Raw genomic sequence first — 22,631 nt, forward strand, 5'->3', positions numbered from 1 at the left:
CCTCAGACCTTCCCGAACAGGACGGATGCATTGGTTCCACCGAATCCGAAGGAATTGCTCAGCGCCACGTTGATCTCGCGCTCCACCTTCCGGTTCGGCGCAAGGTCGATGGCCGTTTCCACCGCCGGGTTGTCCAGGTTGATGGTCGGCGGCGCCACCTGGTCGCGGATCGCGAGGATCGAGAAGATCGCCTCGATCGCCCCGGCCGCGCCCAGAAGGTGCCCCGTGGCGGACTTGGTCGACGACATGGTGACCTTCCCTGCCGCGTCGCCCAGCATCCGCTCGACCGCGCCCAGTTCGATGGTGTCCGCCATGGTCGATGTGCCGTGCGCGTTGATGTAGTCGATGTCCGAAGGCTCCAGCCCCGCACCGCGCAGCGCACTGCGCATGGACCGTTCCGCGCCGTCGCCGTCCTCGGCCGGGGCGGTGATGTGATAGGCGTCGCCCGACAGGCCATAGCCCAGCACCTCGGCATAGATCTTGGCGCCGCGCGCCTTGGCGTGTTCGTACTCTTCCAGCACGACGATCCCGGCACCCTCGCCCATCACGAACCCGTCGCGATCGGCGTCGTAGGGCCGGCTTGCCTTCTTCGGATCGTCCCCGCGCTTGGTGCTCAGCGCCTTGCAGGCGTTGAAGCCCGCGATGCCGATCTCGCAGATCGCCGCTTCGGCACCGCCGGCGATCATCACGTCCGCATCGCCATGCTGGATCAGACGCGAAGCATCCCCGATGGCATGCGCGCCGGTCGAACAGGCGGTGACAACCGAATGGTTGGGCCCGCGGAAGCCGTACCGAATGGACACCTGACCGGAGATCAGGTTGATCAGCGCACCGGGCACGAAGAACGGGCTCACGCGGCGCGGCCCCTTTTCCTTCATCATGACGGCGGTATTGGCGATGGAGTTCAGCCCCCCGATGCCGGACCCGATCAGCACGCCGGTACGTTCGAGGCTCTCGCGATCCTCCGGCATCCAGCCGGAATCCTCGACCGCCTGCTGCGCGGCGGCCATGCCGAACAGGATGAAGGTATCGACCTTGCGCTGCTCTTTCGGCTCCATGTACTTGTCGGCGTTGAAAGTCCCGTCCGACCCGTCGCCCAAGGGCACTTCACAGGCGTACTGGGTGACGAGATTGCTCGCGTCGAACAGGGTTATCGGACCCGCGCCGGATTGCCCTTCGAGAATGCGTGACCAGCTTGCCTCGACCCCGTCGGCCAAGGGCGTCACCAAACCCAGTCCCGTCACCACAACTCTGCGCATCTCGTGCCCCCTCATGTCTTTGTGAGGCCTATACATTGGCCGGGCCCACGTGTTCAAGAGCGGAGGCTGCGCTCGGCGGGATCAGGCAGGCGCCGCCGCGCGGCATTCAGCGCAGCGAAAGCACCAGCAGAACAAGGCCATAGCTCATGTCGGCCACGAAACAGCCCAGCGCGTCCAGCGACATCAGCGGCAGGCCATGCTGCAACCGTCGCAGCAGGTGCCAGATGCCTTGGGCGAATATGGCGACGACCAGCACCGCCGGCGATGTCGCCAGACCCAGAACAGCCCCTCCGATCAGCAGGAGCGCGATCAGTGTCTCCGGCCCCAGAGGCGTCCGGTGGCCGCTGGTTTCCGTCAGGTAGGACAGGTTGATGTAGATCGCGACGACAGCCGCCGTCAGCCAGACGTGCGGTGCGGCCTGGGGCCACTGCGCGACCATGTACAGCGTAAGGTAAAGCGCCGACACGGAAATCAGCAGGTGTTGCCTGTGTCGCAGGAATTCGGAAAAGGTGACCATATCGAAAGACCTTCAATACCAATACCGGTCAGTAGGCCACCCCCGAAACGGGGCAGCAAGTCAGGCAATCCCTACCCTGCGCGGGGTTCCGCCGTCGGACACGGGATTTCGCTCAGACCGGCGGTCCCTTGCGGGTCAGCAGCAGAACGGGGTCACCGTCCAGCGTCGCCTCGCGCAGCGCGCTGTAGCCCAGCGTCTCGGCGATCCGCAGGGATCCTTCGTTTTCGGGCGTGATGAGGCAGACGGTGCGTCCCGCCACGACCCGATCGAACCAGTCATGTGCCGCCTGCGCGGCTTCAAGGCCCAGTCCCCGGCCCTGCGCGCCCGGCTCGAGCACCCAGCCGGCTTCTGGAAAAGGATCAAAATCCTCTCCCAACCCTCTGGAACCGAAAAAGAAACCGGTCTGCCCGGCCATTTCCGGCTGACGGTGGATCTGGATGGCCCACTGCCCGAAGCCCGCGATCTGCCAATGCCCGGCATTGCGCAGAAAGGCGTCCCATGACCGCGCCTTCGGCCAGGGCTTGCCGGAAATATGCGTGACCACGGCGGGGGTCGCCCAGATTTCCGCGAAACGCGGAAAATCCTCGCGGCGCATGGCACGCAGGGTCAGTCGGCTGGTGTTGATCGTCGGAACGGTGCGGGACATGCGGTGAATTCTTTCACTCTTGGAAACTGCCTGCCCGCACCTAACCAAATGGCGCCGCTGCTTCGCAACCCTCGCCGCACCGCAGAAACGAAAAACGGCGTCAATCCGCGGAGGACGACGCCGTTCGATACTTCGTGCCGTGGTCAGACCTCCGGCAAATGGACTCAGGAAGCTTCCTTGATGAACTTCACCGCGTCGCCGAAAGTCTGGATGTTCTCGGCCGCATCGTCCGGGATCTCGATGCCGAACTCTTCTTCGAACGCCATCACCAGCTCGACGGTGTCGAGGCTGTCTGCGCCCAGATCGTCGATGAACGACGCGTTCTCGGTCACTTTGTCCTCTTCAACACCAAGGTGTTCCACAACGATCTTTTTCACGCGGTCTGCGACGTCGCTCATAATAAGTCCTCATGTCTTCCGGGGATCGGCATGACCCCCCTATTATACTAGCCTCGTGCTGGTCCTCAGCGGTTGGCGAATGCCCCGTTTCCGGGGCGGCTCTGATCCTTGTTCGCACAAGGCCCATGGGGCGCGCAAGCACCCTCGTCTGCGATTCTGCGCCCCCTTTAGCACATGATGCATGGCACGCAAATGTTATAAGGCGCGGTCCTACAACATGGCCATGCCGCCGTTCACGTGCAAGGTCGTACCGGTCACATAGGCCGCTTCCACGCTGCTCAGATACACCACCGCACTGGCGATTTCCGCCGCGGTCCCCATGCGTCCCGCAGGGATCTGGCCCATGATTCCGGATTTCTGATCGTCGGTCAGCTTGTCCGTCATCGCGGTGGTGATGAAGCCCGGCGCAACGGCGTTGACGGTGATCCCCCGGCTTGCCACCTCGTAGGCCAGCGATTTCGACATGCCGACGAGCCCCGCCTTGGACGCAGCGTAATTCGCCTGCCCCGGGTTGCCCGTGGCGCCGACGACGGAAGAGATGTTCACGATCCGGCCCCAGCGCGCCTTCATCATGCCGCGCATGACCCCCTTGCACAGCTTGAAAGTGGCGGTGAGGTTCACACCCAGAACCGACTGCCATTCCTCGTCCGACATGCGCATGAAAAGGTTGTCGCGGGTGATGCCGGCGTTGTTGACCAGAATATCGACCGATCCCATGGCCTCGGCCGCCTGCTTGGGCAGCGCCTCGACCGCGGCCATGTCGCTCAGGTTGCAGGGCAGCACATGCGCGCGCTCGCAAAGTTCCGCCTTCAACGTCTCCAGCGGCTCGGTCCGGGTGCCGGACAGTCCCACGCTGGCACCCTGCGCATGCAGCTGCCGTGCAATGTCCGCTCCGATGCCACCCGAAGCGCCGGTGATCAGCGCGTTTTTCCCTGTCAGATCAAACATGTCTCTTCCTTTTCGTAGTCAGTTCGCGGCCGGCTGCGTCAGCAGGCCATAACGGGCAATCTCGCCCGGCGTCAGTTCATGGATACCGTCCGACGGCGCGGAGGCCAGAGTGAACCAGTAGAACGCGTCACTCCCCAGCATCTCGGCCACGTAGCGGCGCGTCATCTCGTGCTCGGGGGAATTGCGCGGATAGCTGCTCCCCTCGCGGTAGGCGTTGCGCCAACTGTGTACGCCCAGCGATGCGCCCGGCGCCATGGTACGGCGGGTGCCGGCAAGGAACAGGTCCACCCCGCCGCTGTCCACGATACTGCCGGGCGGCAGGTGCGTGTCCATCCCCCGCGCCCGCAGCAGACGCCCCATCCGGATGGTCGCGGCGCCGTCGATGGACCCGTCCACGCGGGTCTGCACCAGCGTCCTGACCTGCGGGTTCCGTGCGAGGATACGCTCGAAATTCGCGGGCGTGCGGCTGGTGATCGTGCCCGACAGGTACAGCCGGTCGCCCTCCACCTGCATCGTCGTGCCGTCGGAGGCATTCTCGATCGTCGCGCAGGAGGCCAGCGCAAGCAGCAGGACAAGGGCGAAGGCGCGGATCATCAGGCGTCCTTCAGCGCCGCCACGTCTTCCGGCGTCCCGATGGCACGGCAGGTGCTGTCCTTGGCGATGCGGCGGATCATTCCCGACAGGGCCTTGCCCGCGCCGATCTCCCAGAACTCGGTCACGCCCTGCGCCGCCATCCATTCGACGGAAGTCCGCCAGCGCACGCGCCCTGTCACCTGCTCGACCAGCAGGTCGCGGATGCGGGCCGCGTCGGTCACGCTTTCGGCCAGAACATTGGCGACCAAGGGCACGGACGGGTCCTTCATCTCGACCTCGCCCAGCGCGCGGGCCATCTCGTCGGCGGCGGGCTGCATCAGCGCACAGTGGAAAGGAGCGGACACCGGCAGCGGCAGCGCGCGCTTGGCACCCGCCTCCTTGGCGAGGATCACGGCGCGGTCGATGGCGGCCTTGCTGCCGGACAGGACGTTCTGACTGGGATCGTTCTCGTTTGCCAACTGGCAGACATCGCCCTGCGCGGCTTCCGCGGCGACCTTCTCTGCGGCATCGGCCTCCAGCCCCAGCACCGCGGCCATCGCGCCTTCACCAACCGGGACGGCCGCCTGCATCGCGCGTCCCCGGATGCGCAGCAGACGCGCCGTATCGGCCAGCGAGAAGGTTCCGGCGGCACAAAGCGCCGAGTATTCCCCCAGCGAATGCCCGGCGACAAAGGCCGCACGGTCCAGCCCGATACCCTCGGCCTGCAGGGCGGCGAGCGCCGCCATCGAAGTCGCCATCAGCGCCGGCTGTGCATTCTCCGTCAACGTCAGGGCCTCGGCGTCGCCTTCCCAGATCAGCGCCGACAGCTTTTCGCCCAGCGCCTCGTCGACGGCATCGAAAACCGCGCGCGCCTCCGGATAGCGCTCCGCCAGCGCCTTGCCCATGCCGATGGTCTGGGCGCCCTGGCCCGGGAATACGAATGCGATGCTCATGAAGCCCTCCAACTGATTGGGACGGGTCTAGCGCGGGCGCGGCGGCGGAACAAGACCGGCCCGCATCGCGCACGACCGCACAGCCCCCCTGCGGGAACGGGCATTGCCCTCGGCGGGCCAATCTCTATCTCTGTCGCCACCCGAGACCGGAGACGCAGATGCCCCTGACCAACACACAGATCCGCTACGGCGCAGTCAGCAAGACCTTCCACTGGCTGACCGCGCTGCTGATCCTGACACTGATCGTGCTCGGCCTCGTGGCCGAAGCCCTACCCTATGACACCGATGCGGAACTGGCCCGCAAGGCCTGGATGTTCTCTTTGCACAAGACCTTGGGCGTGCTCGTGTTCGCCGTCGCTCTTGCCCGCATCCTCTGGGCGCTGACGCAGCCCAAACCGGGACTTCTCAACGCCGATCGCCGGAGCGAGAGCTTTCTCGCGGAATTGGTGCACTGGTTGCTTTACGGCGCACTCGTGGTCGTTCCGCTTTCGGGCTGGATCGCCCATGCCGCGGCGTCGGGGTTTGCCCCGATCTGGTGGCCCTTCGGGCAGAACCTGCCGCTGGTGCCGAAATCGACTGCCGTGGAACACGCGTTCGCCGCGGTCCACTACTTTGCCGGGCGCGTGCTGATCGCCGCCATCCTGCTGCACGTCGCCGGGGCGCTCAAGCATCACCTCATCGACCGGGACGGTACCCTGCGCCGGATGCTGCCCGGCGAGCCGCCGCTCGGCCCCCTTCCCGAACAGCACTCGGCTCTTGTTCCCGCGATCGCGGCGGGAGTCATATGGTGCGCGGCTCTGGGGCTGGCTCTCGGCACCGGGCAGCCGGACGGAACGGCGCAATCCGCCGGCCCTGCCCTGGCGCAGGTCAGTTCCGACTGGCAGGTGCAGGAGGGAGAAATCGCCATCGCCGTGACGCAGTTCGGCTCGGTGGTCGAGGGCAGTTTTGCCGACTGGACCGCCGCGATCACGTTCGACGACACGACGGTCACCGGCGTCGCGGGCGATGTGACCACAACCATCTCCATCCCGTCGCTGACCCTTGGATCAGTCACCCAGCAGGCGATGGGGGCCGACTTCTTCGATGCCGAGACACACCCGACCGCGGTTTTCACCGGGAATATCCGCCATGCCAGCGACGGGTACGAGGCTGTTGGCACGCTGGAGATCAAGGGCAACAAGGTGCCTCTGACCATGCCCTTCCTACTGTCGCTGAACGGCGATATCGCCGAAATGCGCGCCGACATCACGCTTGACAGGCGCGACTTTGGTATCGGCGACAACATGCCCAATGAAGACAGCCTCGGTTTCGCGGTGGATGTCGCGATCCGGCTGACGGCCATTCGCGCCGAACCCGACGCCTGAGGCAGAGGCGCAATGAAAAAGGCCGGGGAATTCCCCGGCCTTGCTGTCTCGCATTGGCGAGGCGTTATTCGGCCTTCATCGCCTCGATCGAAATCATCACCTGCACCTCGTCGCTGACGTAGGGTGCAAAGGCGCCGAGGTTGAAGTCGGAACGCACCAGGGTGGTGGTCGCGTCGAACCCGGCCCAGGGTTTGCCTTCCTGCGGATGGTCGCCCATCTGGTTCAGCTTGGCGTCCAGCACGACGGACTTGGTCACGTCGTTCATGGTCAGGTCGCCGGTGATCAGCGCCGTATCCTCGCCCGTGACCTCGATCCCGGTGGAGGTAAAGGTGATCATGTCACCCTCCTGCGCGCCGAAGAAGTCGCCGGACATGAAGTGATCCTTGCGCTGTTCCCAACCGGTGAACATCGACATCACCGGCATGGACACGCTGACGGACGACGCGGCCGGGTCTTCCTGATCGAACATGATCTCGCCGTCAAAGCCCGAGAAAACGCCGTAGGTCGTGGAAAAGCCCAGGTGCTCGTAGTTGAAGACGACCTGCGAGTGGCTGGGATCAAGGGTATATTTCTCGGCGGCCATGGCTGCCGTGCTGCCGGTTGCCCCGAGTACAAGCGCGGTGGCGAACATCAGATTCTTCATGAGGTACTCCGTGTTGAAGGTGTTTCGTTCCAGCGCCACATGTGCGCCTTCCCGGCCTTCTATCAACTCGACATGTCCTCACATGGTCTGCGCGTCAGCAAACACTTGCCCCTCTGCGCGCCGGCATATGTGCGCGGAGCCGGCAGGGCATCACGTCAGGCGATCTTGCCCGCGTCCCGCAGACCGTTGATCAGGCTGTTCAGAACCACCTTGTCGGTCAGGGTCACCACGGCCAGCAGGCGGCCCCCACCATCCCACAGGCGCACGACGCCACCCGTGATCTCCGCCGCGCCGAGGTCGGCGAAGGCACAGTGCGACAGCATCGCGTGCCGCCCTTCCACACCGGGACGCACGAGGCTCACCGTGCGGCGAATCGTGTCGATGCGGACTTCGGGCGACGCGGGCCTGCCGCTCGCCAGCATCAAGCCGATCCCGGCGATCGCGGCGGCGGCCGACAGGAACAGCCGGAACAGCATCACCTCATGCTGCTCGGTAACCGGGGCCAGCCAGATCACGAAGGCGGCAAGAAACAGACCGGCGCCGAAAATGCGCTGCACGCTGCGCACCAGCATGCGGCCGCCATCCACCATCGACGCGGGCGCCTCCGTGATGCCCCTCCTCGTCATGAAATCCGCGCTAGCCGTCATGGTATCCTCCCTGCCCGATCCCTCATCGGTCCGCGGCAACTCTGCTCCGCCATTCGGGCGAGAAATGGGCGGCTCGGGGGCACGGATCGGACCTTGTTGCGGCGGGGCGGCTCGCTCCGCCGGCCCAAAGGTTGCGGCCGTGCCAGCGCCCGTTGGGTCAGATGCGAAAAAAGGCGCCGGGTTCTTGCCCTGCGCCACAAACCGTGTATATCGGCCATTCCCTTGCAAGACGATGAACCGCGCAGTCTCTCGTGGTGGGGCAGCAAGGGTCTTTCGCCCCGCCTTTGAAATGCGCCTTGATACAAATAGGAGAACGCATGCCGCTATATGAGCATGTCATGATCGCGCGTCAGGACTTGTCCAACACGCAAGCCGAAGGCCTGATCGAACATTTTGGCACCGTCCTGTCCGACAACGGCGGGAAACTCGTCGACAGCGAGTACTGGGGCGTCAAGACGATGGCCTACAAGATCAACAAGAACCGCAAGGGCCACTACGCCTTCCTGCGCTCGGATGCACCCGCAACCGCCGTGCAGGAGATGGAGCGCCTTATGCGCCTGCACGACGACGTCATGCGCGTCCTGACCATCAAGGTCGACGAACATGCCGAACTGCCGTCGGTGCAGATGCAGAAGCGCGACGAGCGTTCCGACCGTCGCGAACGCCGTTGATCAACGCTTGAACAAAAGGACATAACTCATGGCTGCAAAACCATTTTTCCGCCGTCGCAAGGTTTGCCCCTTCTCGGGCGACAACGCTCCTGCGATCGACTACAAGGACACGCGCCTGCTGCAACGGTACATTTCCGAGCGCGGCAAGATCGTCCCCTCCCGCATCACCGCAGTCTCTGCGAAGAAGCAGCGTGAACTGGCCCGTGCCATCAAACGCGCCCGCTTCCTCGCCCTGCTGCCCTACGCCGTCAAGTAAGGAGAGAGCACATGCAAGTCATCCTTCTGGAACGTGTCGCCAAGCTGGGACAGATGGGCGAAGTTGTCGAGGTGAAGCCCGGCTTCGCCCGCAACTACCTGCTGCCGCAGGGCAAGGCCCTGTCTGCCTCCAAGGCCAACATCGAAGCCTTCGAGGCACGCAAGTCGCAGCTTGAAGCCGAGAACCTGGAAACCAGGAAAGAGGCCGAGAAACTGGCGGACAAGCTGAACGGTCAGCAGTTCGTCGTGATTCGCTCCGCCTCCGACGCCGGCGCGCTCTACGGCTCCGTCACCACCCGTGACGCCGCCGACACGATCACCGAGGGCGGGTTCACCATCGACCGCCGCCAGGTGGTCCTTGGCGCACCGATCAAGGAACTGGGCCTCCACGACGTGCAGATCGTCCTACACCCCGAGGTCGACGCGACCATCCAGCTGAACGTCGCCCGCTCGCCCGAAGAGGCGGAGCTTCAGGCGTCCGGCAAATCCATCCAGGAACTGGCCGCCGAAGAAGAAGCGGCAGCCGAGTTCGAAATCCAGGAGCTGTTCGACGATATCGGCGCAGCGCAACTGGACGAACTGGAAACCGAAGTGGAGCAGCAGACCGACGAGCCTGCCGTTCTCGAAAAGGACGAACTGGACGCGAAGCTGTCCGGCGATCAGGAAGACACCGCAGGCCGCGGCTGATCCTTTCCTCATCACATCGAAGCGCCGCGCGGAGAGATCCGCGCGGCGCTTTTCGTTTCTGCCGGCGCCTCGCCCGGTCCGGTCCCTGACGACGATACCCCGTGCGCCGATTCCCGCGCAGCGAGTCGCGATTTCCCGCGCATGGCGGAACCACGAACTTGCCCGATTTTTTCGGCCCGGTAGGGTCTCGCCAGTTTCAACAACTGCGAATCCGATCATGTTCCAGAACATCCGCCGCGTCGCACTGGCCCTGCTCTGCGCCGCTGCTGTCTCCGCATGTGCCGCAACGCCCGAACCGCAGGCCTTCGTCCAGCAGCCCGCCATCCCTCTCCATCCCAACGAAACGCCTGAACTGCGCCAGAAGATCAACTTCTGGGCCGATCACTACGACCTTCCCCGCCCGCTGGTGCACCGCCTCGCCATCCGCGAAAGCACCCACAATCCCGGCGCGCGAAACGGGCCTTACTACGGCCTGCTCCAGATCCTGCCCGCCACCGCCCGGTCCATGGGCTTCCAGGGTGCGCCAAGCGATCTGCTGGATGCGGATACCAACCTCGAATACGCCCTGAAGTACCTGCGCGGTGCATGGCTCCTGTCCGATGGCGATCAGGCCACCGCGATCAAGTGGTACGCGCGCGGCTACTACTACGAAGCGAAGCGCCGCGGCATGCTGGTAGAGACCGGTCTGCGCAAGGGCTGACACCACGGCGCATCTTGTCGCACCGGATTGCGGCGGATGCGCCCGCCCCCCATCTCTCGGACGAAAAACACGGAGATGGAAAATGTTCGACATCGGCAACCGCCACGACGGCGATATCGCCACGCACCGGCCCCCGCGCGACATCCATGATCGCATCGCGCTGCGCACGGTCCGGTTCATGAGGGTCTTTGCCGACGCCTTCTTCTCGAAGCGGTACGGTCACCGCGCCGTGGTGCTCGAAACCGTCGCGGCCGTTCCCGGCATGGTGGGCGGGCTGCTTCAGCATCTCAAGGCGATCCGCTACATCCGCGAGGACGAAGGCTGGATCCGCGAACTGCTGGACGAGGCCGAGAACGAGCGGATGCACCTGATGACCTTCATCCATATCGCGCAACCCTCCCGGCTGGAGCGGGTGCTGATCATGGTGGGTCAGGCGGTCTTCTACAACTTCTACTTCTTTCTCTATCTTTTCGCGCCGCGCACCGCCCACCGGGTCGTCGCCTACCTCGAGGAGGAGGCGGTGATCAGCTACACCCAGTACCTGGCCGAGATCGACGCGGGCCGGGTGGAAAACGTCCCGGCGCCGGCCCTCGCGGTCGATTACTGGGGCATGCCCGCCGACAGCCGGCTGCGCGATGTCGTGATCCAGGTCCGCGCGGACGAGGCGGGCCACCGGGATCGCAACCACGAGATGGCCGACGAACTGGCGCAGGGCCGGAAACCCGCCCCTGACGCCGGCCACCGACCCTGAGCGGCGACGAAATTTCCTGCGGGCTATTGAAGTACGCGCCGCGCGGGGCAATGTAGCAAAGCACCGGGCGACGGGGTGATCGGCACCCTGTCCACCCCGTACCTGGTGGACAATCAACATGATCGACTTTCTGCTCATCGCAACGGGCTTTGCGGGGCTTCTTCTTGGCGGCAACTGGCTGGTGAACTGCGCGGTGGGCCTCGCGACCCGGTGGGGCGTCTCGCCGCTTGTCATCGGCCTCACGCTCGTCGGCTTCGGCACCTCGATGCCCGAACTGGTGACATCGGTTCAGGCCGCGCTTGCCGGCTCCGCGGGGATCGCGATGGGCAACGTGATCGGCAGCAACATCGCGAACATCCTGCTGATTCTGGGTCTGACCTGCGCGCTGAGCCCGATCGCCGTGGCGCGGGGCACGCTGCGCCGGGACGGCATGGTGATGCTGGGTGCGACATTTGCCACCTTCGCCCTCGTGCTCTTCGGCACCGTCAGCCGGCCGATGGGCCTGCTGCTGATATCCGGTCTTGCGCTCTACCTCGTATCGGCGCTGCGCCGGGGGGATGACGCCGCCTCGCAAGAGGCGGAGGCGCTGGCGCCACCGCCGCTGTGGCGGGGGGCGCTGGGGCTGTTGCTGGGGCTGATCGTCACGATCCTCGCGGCGCGGGCGCTGGTCGCGGGCGCGGTATCCGTGGCAGCCGCCTGGGGTGTCTCAGAGGCGCTGATCGGCGTGACCATCGTCGCGGTCGGCACGTCCCTGCCGGAGCTGGTGACCTCGATCATCGCGGCCCGCAAGGGTCAGGCCGACATGGCCTTCGGCAACATCATCGGCAGCAACATCTTCAACGTGCTGGGCATCCTGGGTGTCACGGCACTGGTGCGCCCCATGGAAGTCCCCGCCCAATTCGCGTCACTGGATATCTGGGTGATGACCGCCGCCGCGCTTGCCGTGCTGTTCATGGGCACGACGGGACGGCGTATCAGCCGGGGCGAAGGCGCGGCGCTGCTGGCAGGGTACATTGCCTACACCGGCCTGCTGATCCACGGCTGAACGTCAGTCGAACCCGACGAAGCGCGCCACCTCGTCCACGCTGCGCCGGGTGGACCGCACCGCGTTGGCGGAAAAGCTGTCATCCGGCCAGCCCATGGCGACGCAGGTCAGGATAACCTGATCGTCGGGGATCTGCGCGTGTTCCCGGACGACCGGAGACTGCATGATCCCCTGCCCGTTTATGACGGTCCCGAGCCCCCGGCTCCAGGCGGCCAGCACCAGACCATAGGTCACGGCGCCAAGGTCGAAATGCGCAATCGTGCCCTTCTCGGTCAGGCTCTTGTCGAAACAGACGACGATCGACACCGGCGCGTCAAATTGCCGAAAGCCGCGCATGACCCAATCCTGGCGGCGTTCCTTGTCCTCACGGGCGATGCCCATGGCGCCGAAGAGTTGCTTTGCGATTTCGACCTGCCGTTCGCGGTGCGGCCCGTCGTAGGCGCCATGGTCGCTGATCTCGCGCTGGGGCGGGACGCCGGCCAGCATCCGCGACGAATTGCCTTCCCGCACCCGTTCGAGCGGTTCTCCGGTCAGGACGTGAAGATGCCAGGGCTGCGTGTTCATCGACGAGGGCGCGCGCATCGCCAGTTCGATGATCTCTTCCAGAAGCGCACGCGGCACCGCCTCGCGGGTAAAGCCGCGGATGCTGCGCCGTTCGAGCATCGCTTCATCAAGTTTCATGGAATTACTCCTCGTCTTCATCCGCGCCAACGTCCCGCTTTGCATGGGTCGGGTCAATCGGCGGGAGTGGTAACGTAACGGCAAAGACGTTGAAGTTTTGGAATCACCGGCCCGGAAACGCAAAGGGCCGCGCCCAGTGGACACGGCCCCGCACAGCGTCATGGACGCCGCTTATTCGTCGTCGAGAGCCTCGACGGCTTTCTGAAGCTCATCCTTCGAGATTTCCTTCTCGTCGACCTTCGCCTGCTCGGCGATATGATCGACGACCTTGTCCTCGAACAGCGGCGCGCGCAGCTGCTGCTGCATCTGCTGGTTCTGCTGGACAAACTCGAAGAACTGGCGCTCCTGGCCGGGGTACTGACGCGCCTGGTTCATGATGGCCTGGGTCATTTCGGCATCGGAAACCTGGACCTCGGCCTTCTGGCCGATTTCGGCAAGCAGCAGGCCAAGGCGGACCCGGCGCTCTGCCAGCTTCTTGTGCTCGTCGGTGGTTTCGATCTCGGGATGATCGTGGCCCTGCACGTCGGGGTTGTCCTCGTGCCAGAGCTGATGCGCGATCTGGCCTGCCTCGGCCTCGACCAGCGAGGGCGGCAGGTCAAAGCTGACCATCTTGTCCAGCTCGTCCAGCAGCCCGCGCTTCATCACGGCGCGCGATGCACCGGCGTATTCCGCCTCGAGACGCTTCGCGATCTGCTTTTTCAGGGCGTCGAGATCCTCGGCACCGAACTTGGTCGCCAGTTCGTCGTTGATCTCGGCGGCGACGGGTTCCTTCACATCCTTGATGGTGCAGTCGAAAGTCGCTTCCTTGCCCTTCAGATGCTCGGCCTGGTAATTCTCGGGAAAGTTGACGGTGACGGTCTTTTCCTCGCCCGCCTTCACGCCGACCAGCTGCTCCTCGAATCCGGGGATGAAGGAGTTGGAGCCCAGCACCAGCGGATAGTCCTCTGCGGCGCCGCCTTCGAAGGCTTCGCCATCCACCTTGCCGACAAAATCCATCACGACCTGATCGCCGTCCTTGGCCTTGGCGCCCTTCTTGCGGGATTTGAAATCCTGCGCGTTCTCGGCAAGGTTCGCCAGCGCCTCGTCGATGGCCGCGTCATCGGCCTTGACCACCAGCTTTTCCAGCTTGATCTTCGACAGGTCGACCTCGGGGATCTCCGGCAGGGCCTCGTAGGTCATGGAAACCTCGACGTCGTCGCCCTCTTTCCAGTCCTCGTTGGTCATCTTGACTTCGGGCTGCATCGCGGGGCGGTCGCCGGTCTTCTCGAAGTGCTCGTTCATCGCGCCGTCGATGCTTTCCTGCATCGCTTCGCCCATGACGCGCTGACCGAACTGCTTTTTCAGCAGCGCCAGGGGAACCTTGCCCTTGCGGAAGCCCTTCATCTCGACGTCGGGCTGGGCTTCGGCAAGTTTCTCGTTGACCTTTGCGTCCAGTTCGGCCGCCGTCAGCTTGATGGCATAGCCGCGTTTCAGACCTTCGTTCAGCGTCTCGTTGACCTGCATGTGTGCTCCATAAGAAAGAGGCCGCGCCGAGGGGCGCGGATAAATTTCCGTCCTTCTATGGATGTTGCAGACCGCTTGCAAGGGGGTCGCGCCTGCCTTTCAGAATGAGCCGGAATAGGCCGCCCAAAGGGTAACGGCGGCATTCATCTCGACCAGAATGGCGTCCAGCTGCGCCACAGTGTCCTGCAACTCGGCCTCCCCGATCGTGCCCTGCGCCTGCACCTGCGCGATCGCGGGGTGCAGGGAACGCCACATATCGCTCACCTGTTCCAGCTTTGCCGCGATCCGGGGGGTCGGCGGGGCCAGCAGGTTGGCGGCGGCGTTGCCGTGCAACAGGCCCTCCAGGGTTTCCGAGAACAGCGCCGCGCTTTGCGACAGGTCCTTCAGGCTTCGTTCCCGATCCAGTTCCACGGCGATCAGGCAGAGATTCTTGGCCATGCGCTGGGTCAGCATCCGTTGCCGACCCGCCTGGTTGATCGTGGCAGCAACGACCGGGTTGCTGTAGCCCCGGCCCGCGGTGGCTTCGATTACGCCGACAGCTTCGTTCATCCGGGCCAGCACGGCAAGGTTGCGCGCGATCATGATCTGCATGGCGACCGTATGCAGGTCACGCGACGCCAACTGCTTGACCGACGCGGTGAAGGCGGCGGACACCTCTTGAACAGTCTCCAGCGCCGCACGTTCCTGCGGCGTCTGCGCAGGTGCCAGACCGGCCTCCGGCGACCCCGCGCGCAGCCCTTGCAGCGTTTCCTCAAACGTGACGGCGGCGGCAAGCGCCTGTTCGCGCCACTGCGCATCAGCCTTTCCCGGCAGCGCAAGGCAGACCGCCTTTGTCATCTGCTGGGTCAGCATACGCTGACGTCCGGCCAGATCGATGCGTGTTTGCGCGTTCGCGGCGTGCATCCCGACGAAGTCAGCCGCCTCAACACGCGGGACAAGGCAGGTTAAAACCACGATTGCCAGCCCGAGGACGCGACCCAAGGGTCCGCGAAACGCACTTCTTCGTTCTGTGATTGCTGCCCGCGTCATCCGCCAACCCCCGGTTCTGTCGAACCGGACTTAGGCGCTAAGGCTTTCCATGACGTTAAGCGAGCTCTGCCCGGCCGCCCGGCGGCTCACATCCCCAGCGCTTCCTTGTACATTTCCAGCACCGCTTCTTCCTCGGCGATGTCATCCTTGTCGCGCTTGCGCAGGGCGATGACCTTGCGCATCACCTTGGTGTCGTAGCCGCGGGCCTTCGCCTCGGCCATGACTTCCTTCTGCTGGTCGGCGAGGTCCTTCTTCTCGGCGTCCAGCCGCTCGATGCGCTCGATGAACTGGCGCAGTTCGTTGGCGGTCACCCGGTAGGTCGCATCGCCCACGGTATCCACCACGTCGGGGTTGGTGCCTGTATCACTCATCGCCTGCTCCTGCGCTTGGGGTTGATCGGCACTGACTACAAGCGCGCCGCGCGCCCTGCAAGACGCACTTGATCCGACGCGTCCTTTGGCGTAGCGCAGGCGCCATGGAGACGACCGACATCACAATTCTGGATATCGTGATCTGGACCGGCGCGGCGATTTCGCTTCTGGGCCTGCTGGGGCTCGTGTGGTGCATCATCAGCGTGTCGCGGGCCAAGCGGGCCAAGCTGGATGATGACGCGATGCGCGCGGTGTTGAAATCGGCGATACCGCTGAACCTCGGGGCGCTTTTCCTGTCCGTGATCGGACTGATGATGGTCATCGTCGGCATCTTTCTGGGCTAGGCGCACGGCGCCGCTGGACAGCGGGGCGCGGCCCGGCGTAAATCGTGCCATGGACATGCGACAACTGACCCCCCGCTATTACGTGGCCCCGCAGATCGATCCCTCCGACATGGAGGCTATTCGCGATGCAGGCATCACCCGAATCCTGTGCAACCGCCCGGACGCAGAGGTGCCGCCCAGCCATCAGGCCGAAGCGATGCGCGCCGCGGCAGAGGCGGCCGGCATCGCCTTCGAGGTGCAGCCCCTGACCCATCAGACCATGGTGCCGGACGTGATCGCCCGGAACCGTGCCCTCGGGGCGGAGACCGACGACGTCGTGCTGGCCTATTGCGCCTCAGGCACACGGTCCACGATCGCCTGGGCGCTGGGACAGGCCGGGCGGATGCCCGCGGATGACATCGTCGCTGCCGCCCGCGGCGGCGGGTACGACATCTCGAACATCCGCCCCGCGCTCGACGCATCCTTCACCTGAGCCGCGGCCCGGGTGTCACCCGGCCTTACGCTCCGGCAGACCCTGAGCTTCGGCCAGACCGTCGAATGGCAGCGGATCTTCCGGGTCGGTCAGGGTGAGTTCGGGCAGGTCGGACAGGTCCGGCATGACCGACGCCTCGGCCAGGGTATCGGACGACTCCCATAGCGCATCCCCTTGCGGGGCCGGAGCGCCGCCCAGCGGGACAGGGTCAGGCTGCCCGGCCGCTTCCCGGTCCGTCGCCCGCCGGTGCGGGACGACACCGCCCGTCTCTTCCGGAACGATACGCAGGGCACGGCAGCCGTCGATCTGCCCCAAGACCCCCCGCACCAACCTGCCCCCCGCGGGGCTCAGCACCTCGGCGAGGTCGAACCGGGCACTGTCGAGCGGCAGCAGCTCGCCCACGCGCAGGGCGCTCAGGCGCGCCAGTGGCAGCCTGAGCCGCGCAAGGGCAACGGTCAGATCCACGTTCAGCAGCAATGCGCCGTCGCCCAGCGTTCTTGGCCGGGCTGCCGGATTGCTCCCGGCGTCGCTTGTCGTATCGACCGTGCCGGTGACCGGGGCCTCCTCCGGCAGCGGCAGGCAGAGGAGCATGTGGCCCTGCCGCACCCCGCCCGCGATGTCGACCGCGATACGGATCATCCGGTACCGCGGTTCCTCCAGCGCGAGCGACAGCAGGCGGGGCGTATCCACCCGGCTGCCAAAGCGGTGCCCCTCGATCAGCTGACGCTCCTGCGCGTCGTCGGGCAGGCAGGCGGCGCGCGAGATCATCCCGTCGACGAACGGCGCGGTGACGGCGGCATCGGTGTTGGTCATCGCGCGCGGCGGCCCGCCCAGATCGGGCAGCACCTGCCCCATGGTTTCCTGCTGGATGAGCGCGCCGACCAGTTGCGGGTCCAATGCCGCCGCCGCCGGACGCCCGCCGGGACCGTCGAGCAGCATCAGCAGGTATTCCCCGTCAAAGCAGGTTTCGAGCGCGTCGCCCGCGACTTCCTCCACCCGGATGGACAGGGCCGCCAACGTCAGACCCATCAGATCGTCGCCCGTCTTGGCCAGCCCCAGCCGCAACGCCTTGGCAAGGGTCATGGCGCGCGCCTGATGCAGCGCCCGCCCGCTATCGGTCTTGCGCCGCAGCACCGAGCCACCGCCGATGTCCGATCTTTCCTGCCCCTGCGCCATGGCACCCGTTCGTTCATGAGATGTCCGGGCAGCCCTAGCGCAGCAGTGATTACCACCTCTTTAAGAGGCAGCCACCGACCCGATTTTTTGCGGCTCCCGCACCGTGACGCTGTCGGGCAGGCTGACCCGGAAGGCGGTCCCGCTTTCGGTTGCGAGGTACTGCACCTTGCCGCCCAGACGCGCCATGATTTCCTGACAGATGGCCAGGCCAAGGCCCACACCTTCCGCCTCGGCCCCGTCGACGCGGAAGAACTTCTCGAAGATGACGGACTGCACCTCGGCGTCGATCCCGCTGCCGTTGTCGATGAAGTCGACCCACACCCCTTCTGCGTGCCGGCTGGTGCGGATCTTCAGCCGGGGCTCGGGCGCATCGCAGTACTTGCGCGCGTTGGACACGAGGTTGATGAACACCTGCACCAGCCGGTCGATGTCGGTATGCAGGACAAGGTCCGGCTCCGCGGTTTCGCGGGTCACGGACAGCGCCGGCCCCGCACCTGCAAGGGCCGTCGTCACGGCGCGATCCAGAATGGATTCCAGCCGGTCCTCGCCCATCCGAAGCGTGACCTGCCCGTTTTCCAGCACCGACAGGTCCAGCAGTTCGTCCAGCAACCGGGTGAGCCGAAGTGTCTCCGAATGGATGATCGAGGCGTAGCGTGTCTGGTCGGCCTCCGACAGGGACGCCGCGTCCCGCAGGATCTCCGAGAAGGAGCGAATCGATGTCATCGGCGTGCGCAGCTCGTGGCTGATCTGGCTGAGAAAGCCGTCCTTCTGCAACGAAAGCTGTGTCAGTTTCTCGTTGGCGCTGCGCAACTTGGCCGCGGTTTCCGTCAGCTCGCGTGACTTCTGTTCCAGCTGGCTCGAATACTCCAGCATCTGCGCGGATTCGTCGGCCACCGCCAGCAGGTCCTGCACGGAAACAGAGGTGCCGCCGACGATCTGGCTGACCATCGCGTGCGCGGTGGCGGCCCCTACCGATCCGGCCAGTTCACGCTCCAGCGCCTGCACGAAGGCCGGGGTCGGTTCGGGCAGGCCGCCGGAAAGCCCCTGCGCCTCGGCCTCGCCACGGAAGAAGGCCTGCGCCTCCGCCGCGCCGAGGATGCGCTGCGCCATGATCATCAGGTCCTCGCTTCCCGCGACCGACGCCGTCCAGCTGCGCGAGGGGCCGGAATGATCCAGCACGTTGACGAACTGCGCGCCCTGCAAACGCTCGATCGGGGTGGGAAAGCTGACGATGGAGACCGACAGGAACGCCAGCGTGTTCAGCGACAGGGACCAGACCACCGCGTGCACCGTCGGATCCAGCCCCTCGATCCCGAAAAGCGCTTCGGGGCGGAGCCAGGACAGCCCCCAGAGCCCGTTGGCGAACACCTCGGCCGACAGGGCGGCACCGACGCCGAAACTGGGCAGCAGCATCGTGAAGACCCAGATCGCGAACCCGACTCCGAGGCCGCAAAGCGCGCCGGTCCGCGTCGCGCCGCGCCAGAAAATGCCCCCCAGCAGCGCCGGCAGGAACTGCGCCACACCGCCGAAGGAGATCGTGCCGATGGCCGCCAGTGCAGCGCTGCCGCCGGAGACGCGGTAGTACAGCACGCCCAGCGAAATGATCAGGAGGATCGACAGCCGCCGCGCCAGCAGCACGACGTCCCGCACGTCGCCCGACTGCATCGCCCCGCGCGGCCGTGTGCTGAGCCAGATCGGCATGACGATGTGGTTCGACACCATGGTCGACAGCGCCAGCGTCGCCACGATCACCATGGACGTGGCCGAGGAAAAGCCCCCCAGAAAGGACAGCATTGCCAGCCCGTCCCTGCCCTGGCTCAGCGGCAGGCTGAGCACGAAAAGATCCGGGTTCGACCCCGGCGGGAGCAGGTCGAGCCCGACCACCGCGATGGGCACGACGAAGAGGCTCATCAGCAGCAGGTAGAGCGGAAACGCCCAGGACGCGATCTGGAGGTGTCGTTCGTCGTCGTTCTCGACCACCATGACCTGAAACATGCGCGGCAGGCAGACGAAGGCCGCCGCGGACAGGAGCGTGAGCGCGGCCCAGCGCCCGCCCTCCACCTGCCATTCGCCGATGGGCGACGCATCGACGCGCGCCAAGGTCTGGTCCACGCCCCCGCCAAGGCCCCACACCACGAAGATCCCGACCGCGAGCGATGCGACCAGCTTGACGATGGCTTCCACCGCCACGGCGATCACGACGCCATGATGGCGTTCGTTAACGTTGAGGTTCCGGGTGCCGAAAAGCACGGTGAAAAGGGCAAGCCCGCCTGCGACCCAAAGCGCGGCGCTGACCGGGTTGTATCCCGCGCCCTCGCCGTTGCCGGCGAAGATCGACAGTGACAACACGACGGATTGCAGTTGCAGCGCGATGTAGGGTGTCACGCCGATCACCGCCATCAGGGTCACGATGATCGCCAGGCTGTTGGACTTTCCGTAGCGGCTGGAGATCAGGTCGGCGATGGAGGTGACCCGTTGGCTGCGGCCGATGCGCACGAGGCGGCGCAGGAACCACCACCAGCCGATCATCACGAGGCTCGGGCCCAGATAGATGGTCACGTATTCGAGGCCCGATCGCGCCGCATAGCCGACCGCGCCGTAGAAGGTCCAGGCGGTACAGTAGATCGACAGGGAAAGCGTGTAGACCAGCGGCGATCGCAGCAGCGCGCCGCCCTGCCCCCGCAGGGCCGCGCGTTCTGCGAGGAAGGCGACGAGAAACAATCCCGCCACGTAGGCGAGGCACACGAGGACGAGTTCGTTCAGGGCCACGGTCAGCCCCGCCGGCCAGCCGGATCGACGGCAGCCGCCTCGTCCTGCACGCCGCGGCCCGTCCGCCACCACAATGCCAGCGCACCGAGGATCAGCACGACCCATACGCCAAAGAGATAGCGAAGCGCGGAAGACATGGGCATGGCCGCGCCGCTGTCGTCACCGGAGAGCGGCCAGAGCAGCGGCAACATCCACAGCGCAAGCCCAACGAGCGGCCACATCCGCACCGCGTCCATCAGCCGGCGCCGCCTGTAGCTGCGGCGTTCGAGGAACATGCGGCGATCTGGCATGTCGCGCCTCAGGCCGAGGCCGTCAGTTCGCGCACGGCCTCCAGCATCTCGGCGTTGGAAAAGGGTTTGGTCATGAACTTGCTGACACCCGCCTTCTGCGCCATCTCGCGGTCGCGGCTCTGACCTCGGGCGGTCAGCATCATCACCGGCAGGTCGGCAAGGGCCGGGTCGGCGCGCAGCTCGTGCAGGATCTCGAACCCGCTGCGGCCCGGCAGCATCACGTCCAGAAGGACGAGGTCGGGGTTGGCCTTGCGGATCACCTCCACGGCGTTCAGGCCGTTTGCCAGCGTCTCCACCCGCCAGCCGTCGTTCGACAAGACGAAACGGATGGCCTCGGCGATGTTCAGCTCGTCCTCCACCAGCACGACATGCTTGTTCATGCGCGGTATCCTCTCCCCAGGCGGCCCTCCTCGGCCGCGGTTAAACATGCACCGGAAGATGCAACCTGTCAAAGCCGGGAAAGCGGGCGATGGCGCCCGGCCGGATGGGCCTAGGTTCCGGCGCTGAGGATCGAGGGTTCGCGGCGCGCCACGCAGTGTTCCTGCGGGCAGATCCGGCAGGTGGCCCCCACCGGCACGCCCGGCGTGCCACCCTCGGGCACGGGCAGCAGAAGCATGTTGGCCTGAAGCAGCGGCGGTGCGTTGTACCCCTGCGGCGCCATCGGTTCGCTGACGGCGTAGCACTGGAAGAGCCCCTGCGCGCGGCCAAGCTGGCTGATCCTCTGCGATATGATGGCACCGGGCTGGCCCAACGCCGCGAACAGGGGCCACAGCGGACAGCAGGCCCCGTGGCGCGGCACCGAGAACCCGTCGACCGACTTGCGGAACGTGACGGCCCCGGCCCTGTCGCAGACGATCAGCCCGGCATCCAGTTCGGGCAGCGCCGCCAGCCTGCGCAGCACCCGCCCCACCGGCTGGTCGAGCGCCCGTGCAAGCGCCACCGGGTCGGGCCCCTGTTCCTCGAGCGCGCCGCGCAGCCGGTCCAGGGAGAGCGCGGCACCGTCGCGCGCAAGCTGGCGCAGCACCAGCCGGGCGATGAACCGCGCGGCGGGCGAGCGCAGTGACGGCTCCTCGACCAGCATCCTTTCGATCGTGTCGTCGAAAGGGCCCTTCCCCTCCAGCGCGTCGAAACGGAAATCGTTCGCCGCGAGATAGGCTTCGACCTCTTCCTGCGGGGATCCGGCGGCGTCTTCCGGCCCGGTTTCCGCGTCGAGATAGGCCACCAGTGTCTGCGCGCTCGCGGACAGCCTGCCGCTGTCCTCGTTCAGGTTGGCATGGAAGCGGTCGCGCCATTCGGGCTGGAGGGTCTTGGTCTCCACCAGGATGGAGGCGGTGGACCGGATCGCGGCGGCGGTGGTCAGAAGCTCGTGCATCGACGCGGCGAGATGGGGGTCGTGGCCCAGACGGTCGGTCAGCGCCTCGACCGTGGCCTCCAGCGTGTCGATCCGGCGGCGGGTGCCCGCAAGCACCTCGGCCCAGCCGGGAAAGCGGCCGGCGAATTCCTCGGCCCGATCGGCCTCGGTGGCGCTCAGCCCCGCCTCGTGCGCCGCCTCGCGCAAGGCCGCGATCAGCGTCGCCTCGGCGCCTTCGGTCAGCGTCTGCGGCTCGACCTCCAGCGCGCCGGCGATGTCCAGAAGGAGCTTTCCGCCGATTCTGCGCTTGTTGTGTTCGATGAGGTTCAGGTAGCTGGCCGAGATGCCGATGGCGCGGGCAAGGTCGGCCTGCTTCAGCGATGCCATGACCCGACGCTCGCGGATGCGGCTGCCTGTCAGCCCCTCACGCGGCATCGGGCGGACACTCGGCAAAACTGTGGAATTTCAACGTGTTTCTGCGCTGCAATATCATTATCTTTACCAATCCCCACCGACCTTTGCGAAGATATTTACAGGATTATTCCTAATTTCAAAGGGGTTATTGCCGTGTTTCACAAGCCACGCGAT

Annotated in this window: 27 protein-coding genes; 9 read left to right on the plus strand and 18 right to left on the minus strand. The window is 65.6% G+C overall.

What is annotated here, in order from left to right; translation table 11 throughout:
• Nucleotides 1–2: 2 nt before the first annotated feature.
• From fabF to fabD, 7 genes are all read right to left on the minus strand, one after another.
• On the minus strand, nucleotides 3–1,259 hold the full coding sequence (gene fabF, locus BOO69_RS10715) for a beta-ketoacyl-ACP synthase II (RefSeq protein WP_071972163.1): 1,257 nt from the start codon (nucleotides 1,257–1,259) through the stop codon (nucleotides 3–5).
• Nucleotides 1,260–1,365: 106 nt separating this feature from the next.
• A complete protein-coding gene (locus BOO69_RS10720; RefSeq protein ID WP_071972164.1) occupies nucleotides 1,366–1,776 on the minus strand; it encodes a hypothetical protein in 411 nt (136 codons plus the stop codon).
• Between the two features lie 112 nt (nucleotides 1,777–1,888).
• Nucleotides 1,889–2,422, minus strand: coding sequence for a GNAT family N-acetyltransferase (locus tag BOO69_RS10725; RefSeq protein WP_071972165.1), 534 nt, complete (start codon nucleotides 2,420–2,422; stop codon nucleotides 1,889–1,891).
• 164 nt (nucleotides 2,423–2,586) lie between these two features.
• Nucleotides 2,587–2,820, minus strand: a complete 234-nt coding sequence (locus tag BOO69_RS10730) for an acyl carrier protein (protein WP_025048350.1) — start codon at nucleotides 2,818–2,820, stop codon at nucleotides 2,587–2,589.
• A 210-nt stretch (nucleotides 2,821–3,030) separates the two neighbouring features.
• Nucleotides 3,031–3,768 (minus strand): 3-oxoacyl-[acyl-carrier-protein] reductase, encoded by a 738-nt coding sequence (gene fabG, locus BOO69_RS10735; protein WP_071972166.1) that lies wholly within the window; start codon nucleotides 3,766–3,768, stop codon nucleotides 3,031–3,033.
• 18 nt (nucleotides 3,769–3,786) lie between these two features.
• The gene (locus BOO69_RS10740; RefSeq protein ID WP_071972167.1) at nucleotides 3,787–4,362 is read right to left on the minus strand and encodes a COG3904 family protein; all 576 of its coding nucleotides are present in this window, start codon (nucleotides 4,360–4,362) and stop codon (nucleotides 3,787–3,789) included.
• Nucleotides 4,362–5,294 carry an ACP S-malonyltransferase gene (fabD, locus tag BOO69_RS10745; RefSeq protein WP_071972168.1) on the minus strand — a complete coding sequence of 311 codons (933 nt, stop codon included), beginning with the start codon at nucleotides 5,292–5,294 and terminating at the stop codon, nucleotides 4,362–4,364. The genes BOO69_RS10740 and fabD overlap by 1 nt, the downstream gene beginning before the upstream one ends.
• A gap of 158 nt (nucleotides 5,295–5,452) precedes the next feature.
• Between fabD and BOO69_RS10750 the strand changes: the two genes are divergently transcribed.
• Nucleotides 5,453–6,658 (plus strand): cytochrome b/b6 domain-containing protein, encoded by a 1,206-nt coding sequence (locus tag BOO69_RS10750; RefSeq protein ID WP_071972169.1) that lies wholly within the window; start codon nucleotides 5,453–5,455, stop codon nucleotides 6,656–6,658.
• Nucleotides 6,659–6,722: 64 nt separating this feature from the next.
• Here the strand turns inward: BOO69_RS10750 and BOO69_RS10755 are convergent, their stop codons facing one another.
• Both BOO69_RS10755 and BOO69_RS10760 read right to left on the minus strand, forming a co-directional pair.
• A complete protein-coding gene (locus BOO69_RS10755; protein ID WP_071973767.1) occupies nucleotides 6,723–7,301 on the minus strand; it encodes a YceI family protein in 579 nt (192 codons plus the stop codon).
• A gap of 155 nt (nucleotides 7,302–7,456) precedes the next feature.
• Entirely contained in the window at nucleotides 7,457–7,948 is a 492-nt protein-coding gene (locus tag BOO69_RS10760; RefSeq protein ID WP_156874908.1) for a hypothetical protein, read from the minus strand.
• Nucleotides 7,949–8,265: 317 nt separating this feature from the next.
• Here BOO69_RS10760 and rpsF point away from each other — a divergent pair, with 317 nt between their 5' ends.
• From rpsF to BOO69_RS10790, 6 genes are all read left to right on the plus strand, one after another.
• Nucleotides 8,266–8,619, plus strand: coding sequence for a 30S ribosomal protein S6 (gene rpsF / locus BOO69_RS10765; RefSeq protein ID WP_071972171.1), 354 nt, complete (start codon nucleotides 8,266–8,268; stop codon nucleotides 8,617–8,619).
• 28 nt (nucleotides 8,620–8,647) lie between these two features.
• A complete protein-coding gene (gene rpsR / locus BOO69_RS10770; RefSeq protein WP_005852865.1) occupies nucleotides 8,648–8,875 on the plus strand; it encodes a 30S ribosomal protein S18 in 228 nt (75 codons plus the stop codon).
• An 11-nt stretch (nucleotides 8,876–8,886) separates the two neighbouring features.
• Complete coding sequence (rplI, locus tag BOO69_RS10775; protein WP_071972172.1) at nucleotides 8,887–9,561, plus strand: 50S ribosomal protein L9; 675 nt, start codon at nucleotides 8,887–8,889, stop codon at nucleotides 9,559–9,561.
• Between the two features lie 217 nt (nucleotides 9,562–9,778).
• Nucleotides 9,779–10,261: a transglycosylase SLT domain-containing protein gene (locus BOO69_RS10780; RefSeq protein WP_071972173.1), complete on the plus strand. Its 483-nt coding sequence runs from the start codon at nucleotides 9,779–9,781 to the stop codon at nucleotides 10,259–10,261.
• 82 nt (nucleotides 10,262–10,343) lie between these two features.
• A complete protein-coding gene (locus tag BOO69_RS10785) occupies nucleotides 10,344–11,012 on the plus strand; it encodes an alternative oxidase (RefSeq protein ID WP_071972174.1) in 669 nt (222 codons plus the stop codon).
• A 118-nt stretch (nucleotides 11,013–11,130) separates the two neighbouring features.
• Entirely contained in the window at nucleotides 11,131–12,057 is a 927-nt protein-coding gene (locus tag BOO69_RS10790; protein WP_071972175.1) for a calcium/sodium antiporter, read from the plus strand.
• A gap of 3 nt (nucleotides 12,058–12,060) precedes the next feature.
• On the opposite strand, the gene BOO69_RS10795 is transcribed toward BOO69_RS10790, so the two are convergent.
• The 4 genes from BOO69_RS10795 to BOO69_RS10810 all read right to left on the minus strand — a co-directional run bounded on the left by BOO69_RS10795 (nucleotide 12,061) and on the right by BOO69_RS10810 (nucleotide 15,641).
• A complete protein-coding gene (locus BOO69_RS10795) occupies nucleotides 12,061–12,738 on the minus strand; it encodes a nitroreductase (RefSeq protein ID WP_071972176.1) in 678 nt (225 codons plus the stop codon).
• Between the two features lie 171 nt (nucleotides 12,739–12,909).
• Nucleotides 12,910–14,241 (minus strand): trigger factor, encoded by a 1,332-nt coding sequence (gene tig / locus BOO69_RS10800; RefSeq protein WP_071972177.1) that lies wholly within the window; start codon nucleotides 14,239–14,241, stop codon nucleotides 12,910–12,912.
• A gap of 99 nt (nucleotides 14,242–14,340) precedes the next feature.
• Nucleotides 14,341–15,222 (minus strand): type IV pili methyl-accepting chemotaxis transducer N-terminal domain-containing protein, encoded by an 882-nt coding sequence (locus tag BOO69_RS10805; protein ID WP_216636985.1) that lies wholly within the window; start codon nucleotides 15,220–15,222, stop codon nucleotides 14,341–14,343.
• A 134-nt stretch (nucleotides 15,223–15,356) separates the two neighbouring features.
• Nucleotides 15,357–15,641 carry a DUF2312 domain-containing protein gene (locus BOO69_RS10810; protein WP_071972179.1) on the minus strand — a complete coding sequence of 95 codons (285 nt, stop codon included), beginning with the start codon at nucleotides 15,639–15,641 and terminating at the stop codon, nucleotides 15,357–15,359.
• Nucleotides 15,642–15,745: 104 nt separating this feature from the next.
• Here BOO69_RS10810 and BOO69_RS10815 point away from each other — a divergent pair, with 104 nt between their 5' ends.
• Both BOO69_RS10815 and BOO69_RS10820 read left to right on the plus strand, forming a co-directional pair.
• Entirely contained in the window at nucleotides 15,746–15,985 is a 240-nt protein-coding gene (locus BOO69_RS10815) for a hypothetical protein (protein ID WP_172839528.1), read from the plus strand.
• A gap of 49 nt (nucleotides 15,986–16,034) precedes the next feature.
• Entirely contained in the window at nucleotides 16,035–16,457 is a 423-nt protein-coding gene (locus BOO69_RS10820; RefSeq protein WP_071972180.1) for a protein tyrosine phosphatase family protein, read from the plus strand.
• 15 nt (nucleotides 16,458–16,472) lie between these two features.
• On the opposite strand, the gene BOO69_RS10825 is transcribed toward BOO69_RS10820, so the two are convergent.
• From BOO69_RS10825 to BOO69_RS10845, 5 genes are all read right to left on the minus strand, one after another.
• Nucleotides 16,473–17,633, minus strand: a complete 1,161-nt coding sequence (locus BOO69_RS10825) for a FliM/FliN family flagellar motor switch protein (RefSeq protein ID WP_071972181.1) — start codon at nucleotides 17,631–17,633, stop codon at nucleotides 16,473–16,475.
• 60 nt (nucleotides 17,634–17,693) lie between these two features.
• Nucleotides 17,694–20,402, minus strand: coding sequence for an ATP-binding protein (locus BOO69_RS10830; protein ID WP_071972182.1), 2,709 nt, complete (start codon nucleotides 20,400–20,402; stop codon nucleotides 17,694–17,696).
• A gap of 2 nt (nucleotides 20,403–20,404) precedes the next feature.
• A complete protein-coding gene (locus BOO69_RS10835) occupies nucleotides 20,405–20,692 on the minus strand; it encodes a hypothetical protein (RefSeq protein WP_071972183.1) in 288 nt (95 codons plus the stop codon).
• Nucleotides 20,693–20,700: 8 nt separating this feature from the next.
• Nucleotides 20,701–21,072 (minus strand): response regulator transcription factor, encoded by a 372-nt coding sequence (locus BOO69_RS10840; protein WP_071972184.1) that lies wholly within the window; start codon nucleotides 21,070–21,072, stop codon nucleotides 20,701–20,703.
• Between the two features lie 110 nt (nucleotides 21,073–21,182).
• Nucleotides 21,183–22,478, minus strand: coding sequence for a short-chain fatty acyl-CoA regulator family protein (locus BOO69_RS10845; RefSeq protein WP_071972185.1), 1,296 nt, complete (start codon nucleotides 22,476–22,478; stop codon nucleotides 21,183–21,185).
• Nucleotides 22,479–22,631 lie beyond the last annotated feature (153 nt).

The organism is Sulfitobacter alexandrii, assembly GCF_001886735.1.
GTDB classification, from domain to species: Bacteria; Pseudomonadota; Alphaproteobacteria; order Rhodobacterales; family Rhodobacteraceae; genus Sulfitobacter; species Sulfitobacter alexandrii.

What these genes read in the sequence shown, in the direction of transcription:
- fabF (WP_071972163.1), bottom strand. Translation starts at nt 1,259, where the DNA reads ATGCGCAGAGTTGTGGTGACGGGACTGGGTTTGGTGACGCCCTTGGCC.
- BOO69_RS10720 (WP_071972164.1), bottom strand. Translation starts at nt 1,776, where the DNA reads ATGGTCACCTTTTCCGAATTCCTGCGACACAGGCAACACCTGCTGATT.
- BOO69_RS10725 (WP_071972165.1), bottom strand. Translation starts at nt 2,422, where the DNA reads ATGTCCCGCACCGTTCCGACGATCAACACCAGCCGACTGACCCTGCGT.
- BOO69_RS10730 (WP_025048350.1), bottom strand. Translation starts at nt 2,820, where the DNA reads ATGAGCGACGTCGCAGACCGCGTGAAAAAGATCGTTGTGGAACACCTT.
- fabG (WP_071972166.1), bottom strand. Translation starts at nt 3,768, where the DNA reads ATGTTTGATCTGACAGGGAAAAACGCGCTGATCACCGGCGCTTCGGGT.
- BOO69_RS10740 (WP_071972167.1), bottom strand. Translation starts at nt 4,362, where the DNA reads ATGATCCGCGCCTTCGCCCTTGTCCTGCTGCTTGCGCTGGCCTCCTGC.
- fabD (WP_071972168.1), bottom strand. Translation starts at nt 5,294, where the DNA reads ATGAGCATCGCATTCGTATTCCCGGGCCAGGGCGCCCAGACCATCGGC.
- BOO69_RS10750 (WP_071972169.1), top strand. Translation starts at nt 5,453, where the DNA reads ATGCCCCTGACCAACACACAGATCCGCTACGGCGCAGTCAGCAAGACC.
- BOO69_RS10755 (WP_071973767.1), bottom strand. Translation starts at nt 7,301, where the DNA reads ATGAAGAATCTGATGTTCGCCACCGCGCTTGTACTCGGGGCAACCGGC.
- BOO69_RS10760 (WP_156874908.1), bottom strand. Translation starts at nt 7,948, where the DNA reads ATGACGGCTAGCGCGGATTTCATGACGAGGAGGGGCATCACGGAGGCG.
- rpsF (WP_071972171.1), top strand. Translation starts at nt 8,266, where the DNA reads ATGCCGCTATATGAGCATGTCATGATCGCGCGTCAGGACTTGTCCAAC.
- rpsR (WP_005852865.1), top strand. Translation starts at nt 8,648, where the DNA reads ATGGCTGCAAAACCATTTTTCCGCCGTCGCAAGGTTTGCCCCTTCTCG.
- rplI (WP_071972172.1), top strand. Translation starts at nt 8,887, where the DNA reads ATGCAAGTCATCCTTCTGGAACGTGTCGCCAAGCTGGGACAGATGGGC.
- BOO69_RS10780 (WP_071972173.1), top strand. Translation starts at nt 9,779, where the DNA reads ATGTTCCAGAACATCCGCCGCGTCGCACTGGCCCTGCTCTGCGCCGCT.
- BOO69_RS10785 (WP_071972174.1), top strand. Translation starts at nt 10,344, where the DNA reads ATGTTCGACATCGGCAACCGCCACGACGGCGATATCGCCACGCACCGG.
- BOO69_RS10790 (WP_071972175.1), top strand. Translation starts at nt 11,131, where the DNA reads ATGATCGACTTTCTGCTCATCGCAACGGGCTTTGCGGGGCTTCTTCTT.
- BOO69_RS10795 (WP_071972176.1), bottom strand. Translation starts at nt 12,738, where the DNA reads ATGAAACTTGATGAAGCGATGCTCGAACGGCGCAGCATCCGCGGCTTT.
- tig (WP_071972177.1), bottom strand. Translation starts at nt 14,241, where the DNA reads ATGCAGGTCAACGAGACGCTGAACGAAGGTCTGAAACGCGGCTATGCC.
- BOO69_RS10810 (WP_071972179.1), bottom strand. Translation starts at nt 15,641, where the DNA reads ATGAGTGATACAGGCACCAACCCCGACGTGGTGGATACCGTGGGCGAT.
- BOO69_RS10815 (WP_172839528.1), top strand. Translation starts at nt 15,746, where the DNA reads ATGGAGACGACCGACATCACAATTCTGGATATCGTGATCTGGACCGGC.
- BOO69_RS10820 (WP_071972180.1), top strand. Translation starts at nt 16,035, where the DNA reads ATGGACATGCGACAACTGACCCCCCGCTATTACGTGGCCCCGCAGATC.
- BOO69_RS10825 (WP_071972181.1), bottom strand. Translation starts at nt 17,633, where the DNA reads ATGGCGCAGGGGCAGGAAAGATCGGACATCGGCGGTGGCTCGGTGCTG.
- BOO69_RS10835 (WP_071972183.1), bottom strand. Translation starts at nt 20,692, where the DNA reads ATGCCAGATCGCCGCATGTTCCTCGAACGCCGCAGCTACAGGCGGCGC.
- BOO69_RS10840 (WP_071972184.1), bottom strand. Translation starts at nt 21,072, where the DNA reads ATGAACAAGCATGTCGTGCTGGTGGAGGACGAGCTGAACATCGCCGAG.
- BOO69_RS10845 (WP_071972185.1), bottom strand. Translation starts at nt 22,478, where the DNA reads ATGCCGCGTGAGGGGCTGACAGGCAGCCGCATCCGCGAGCGTCGGGTC.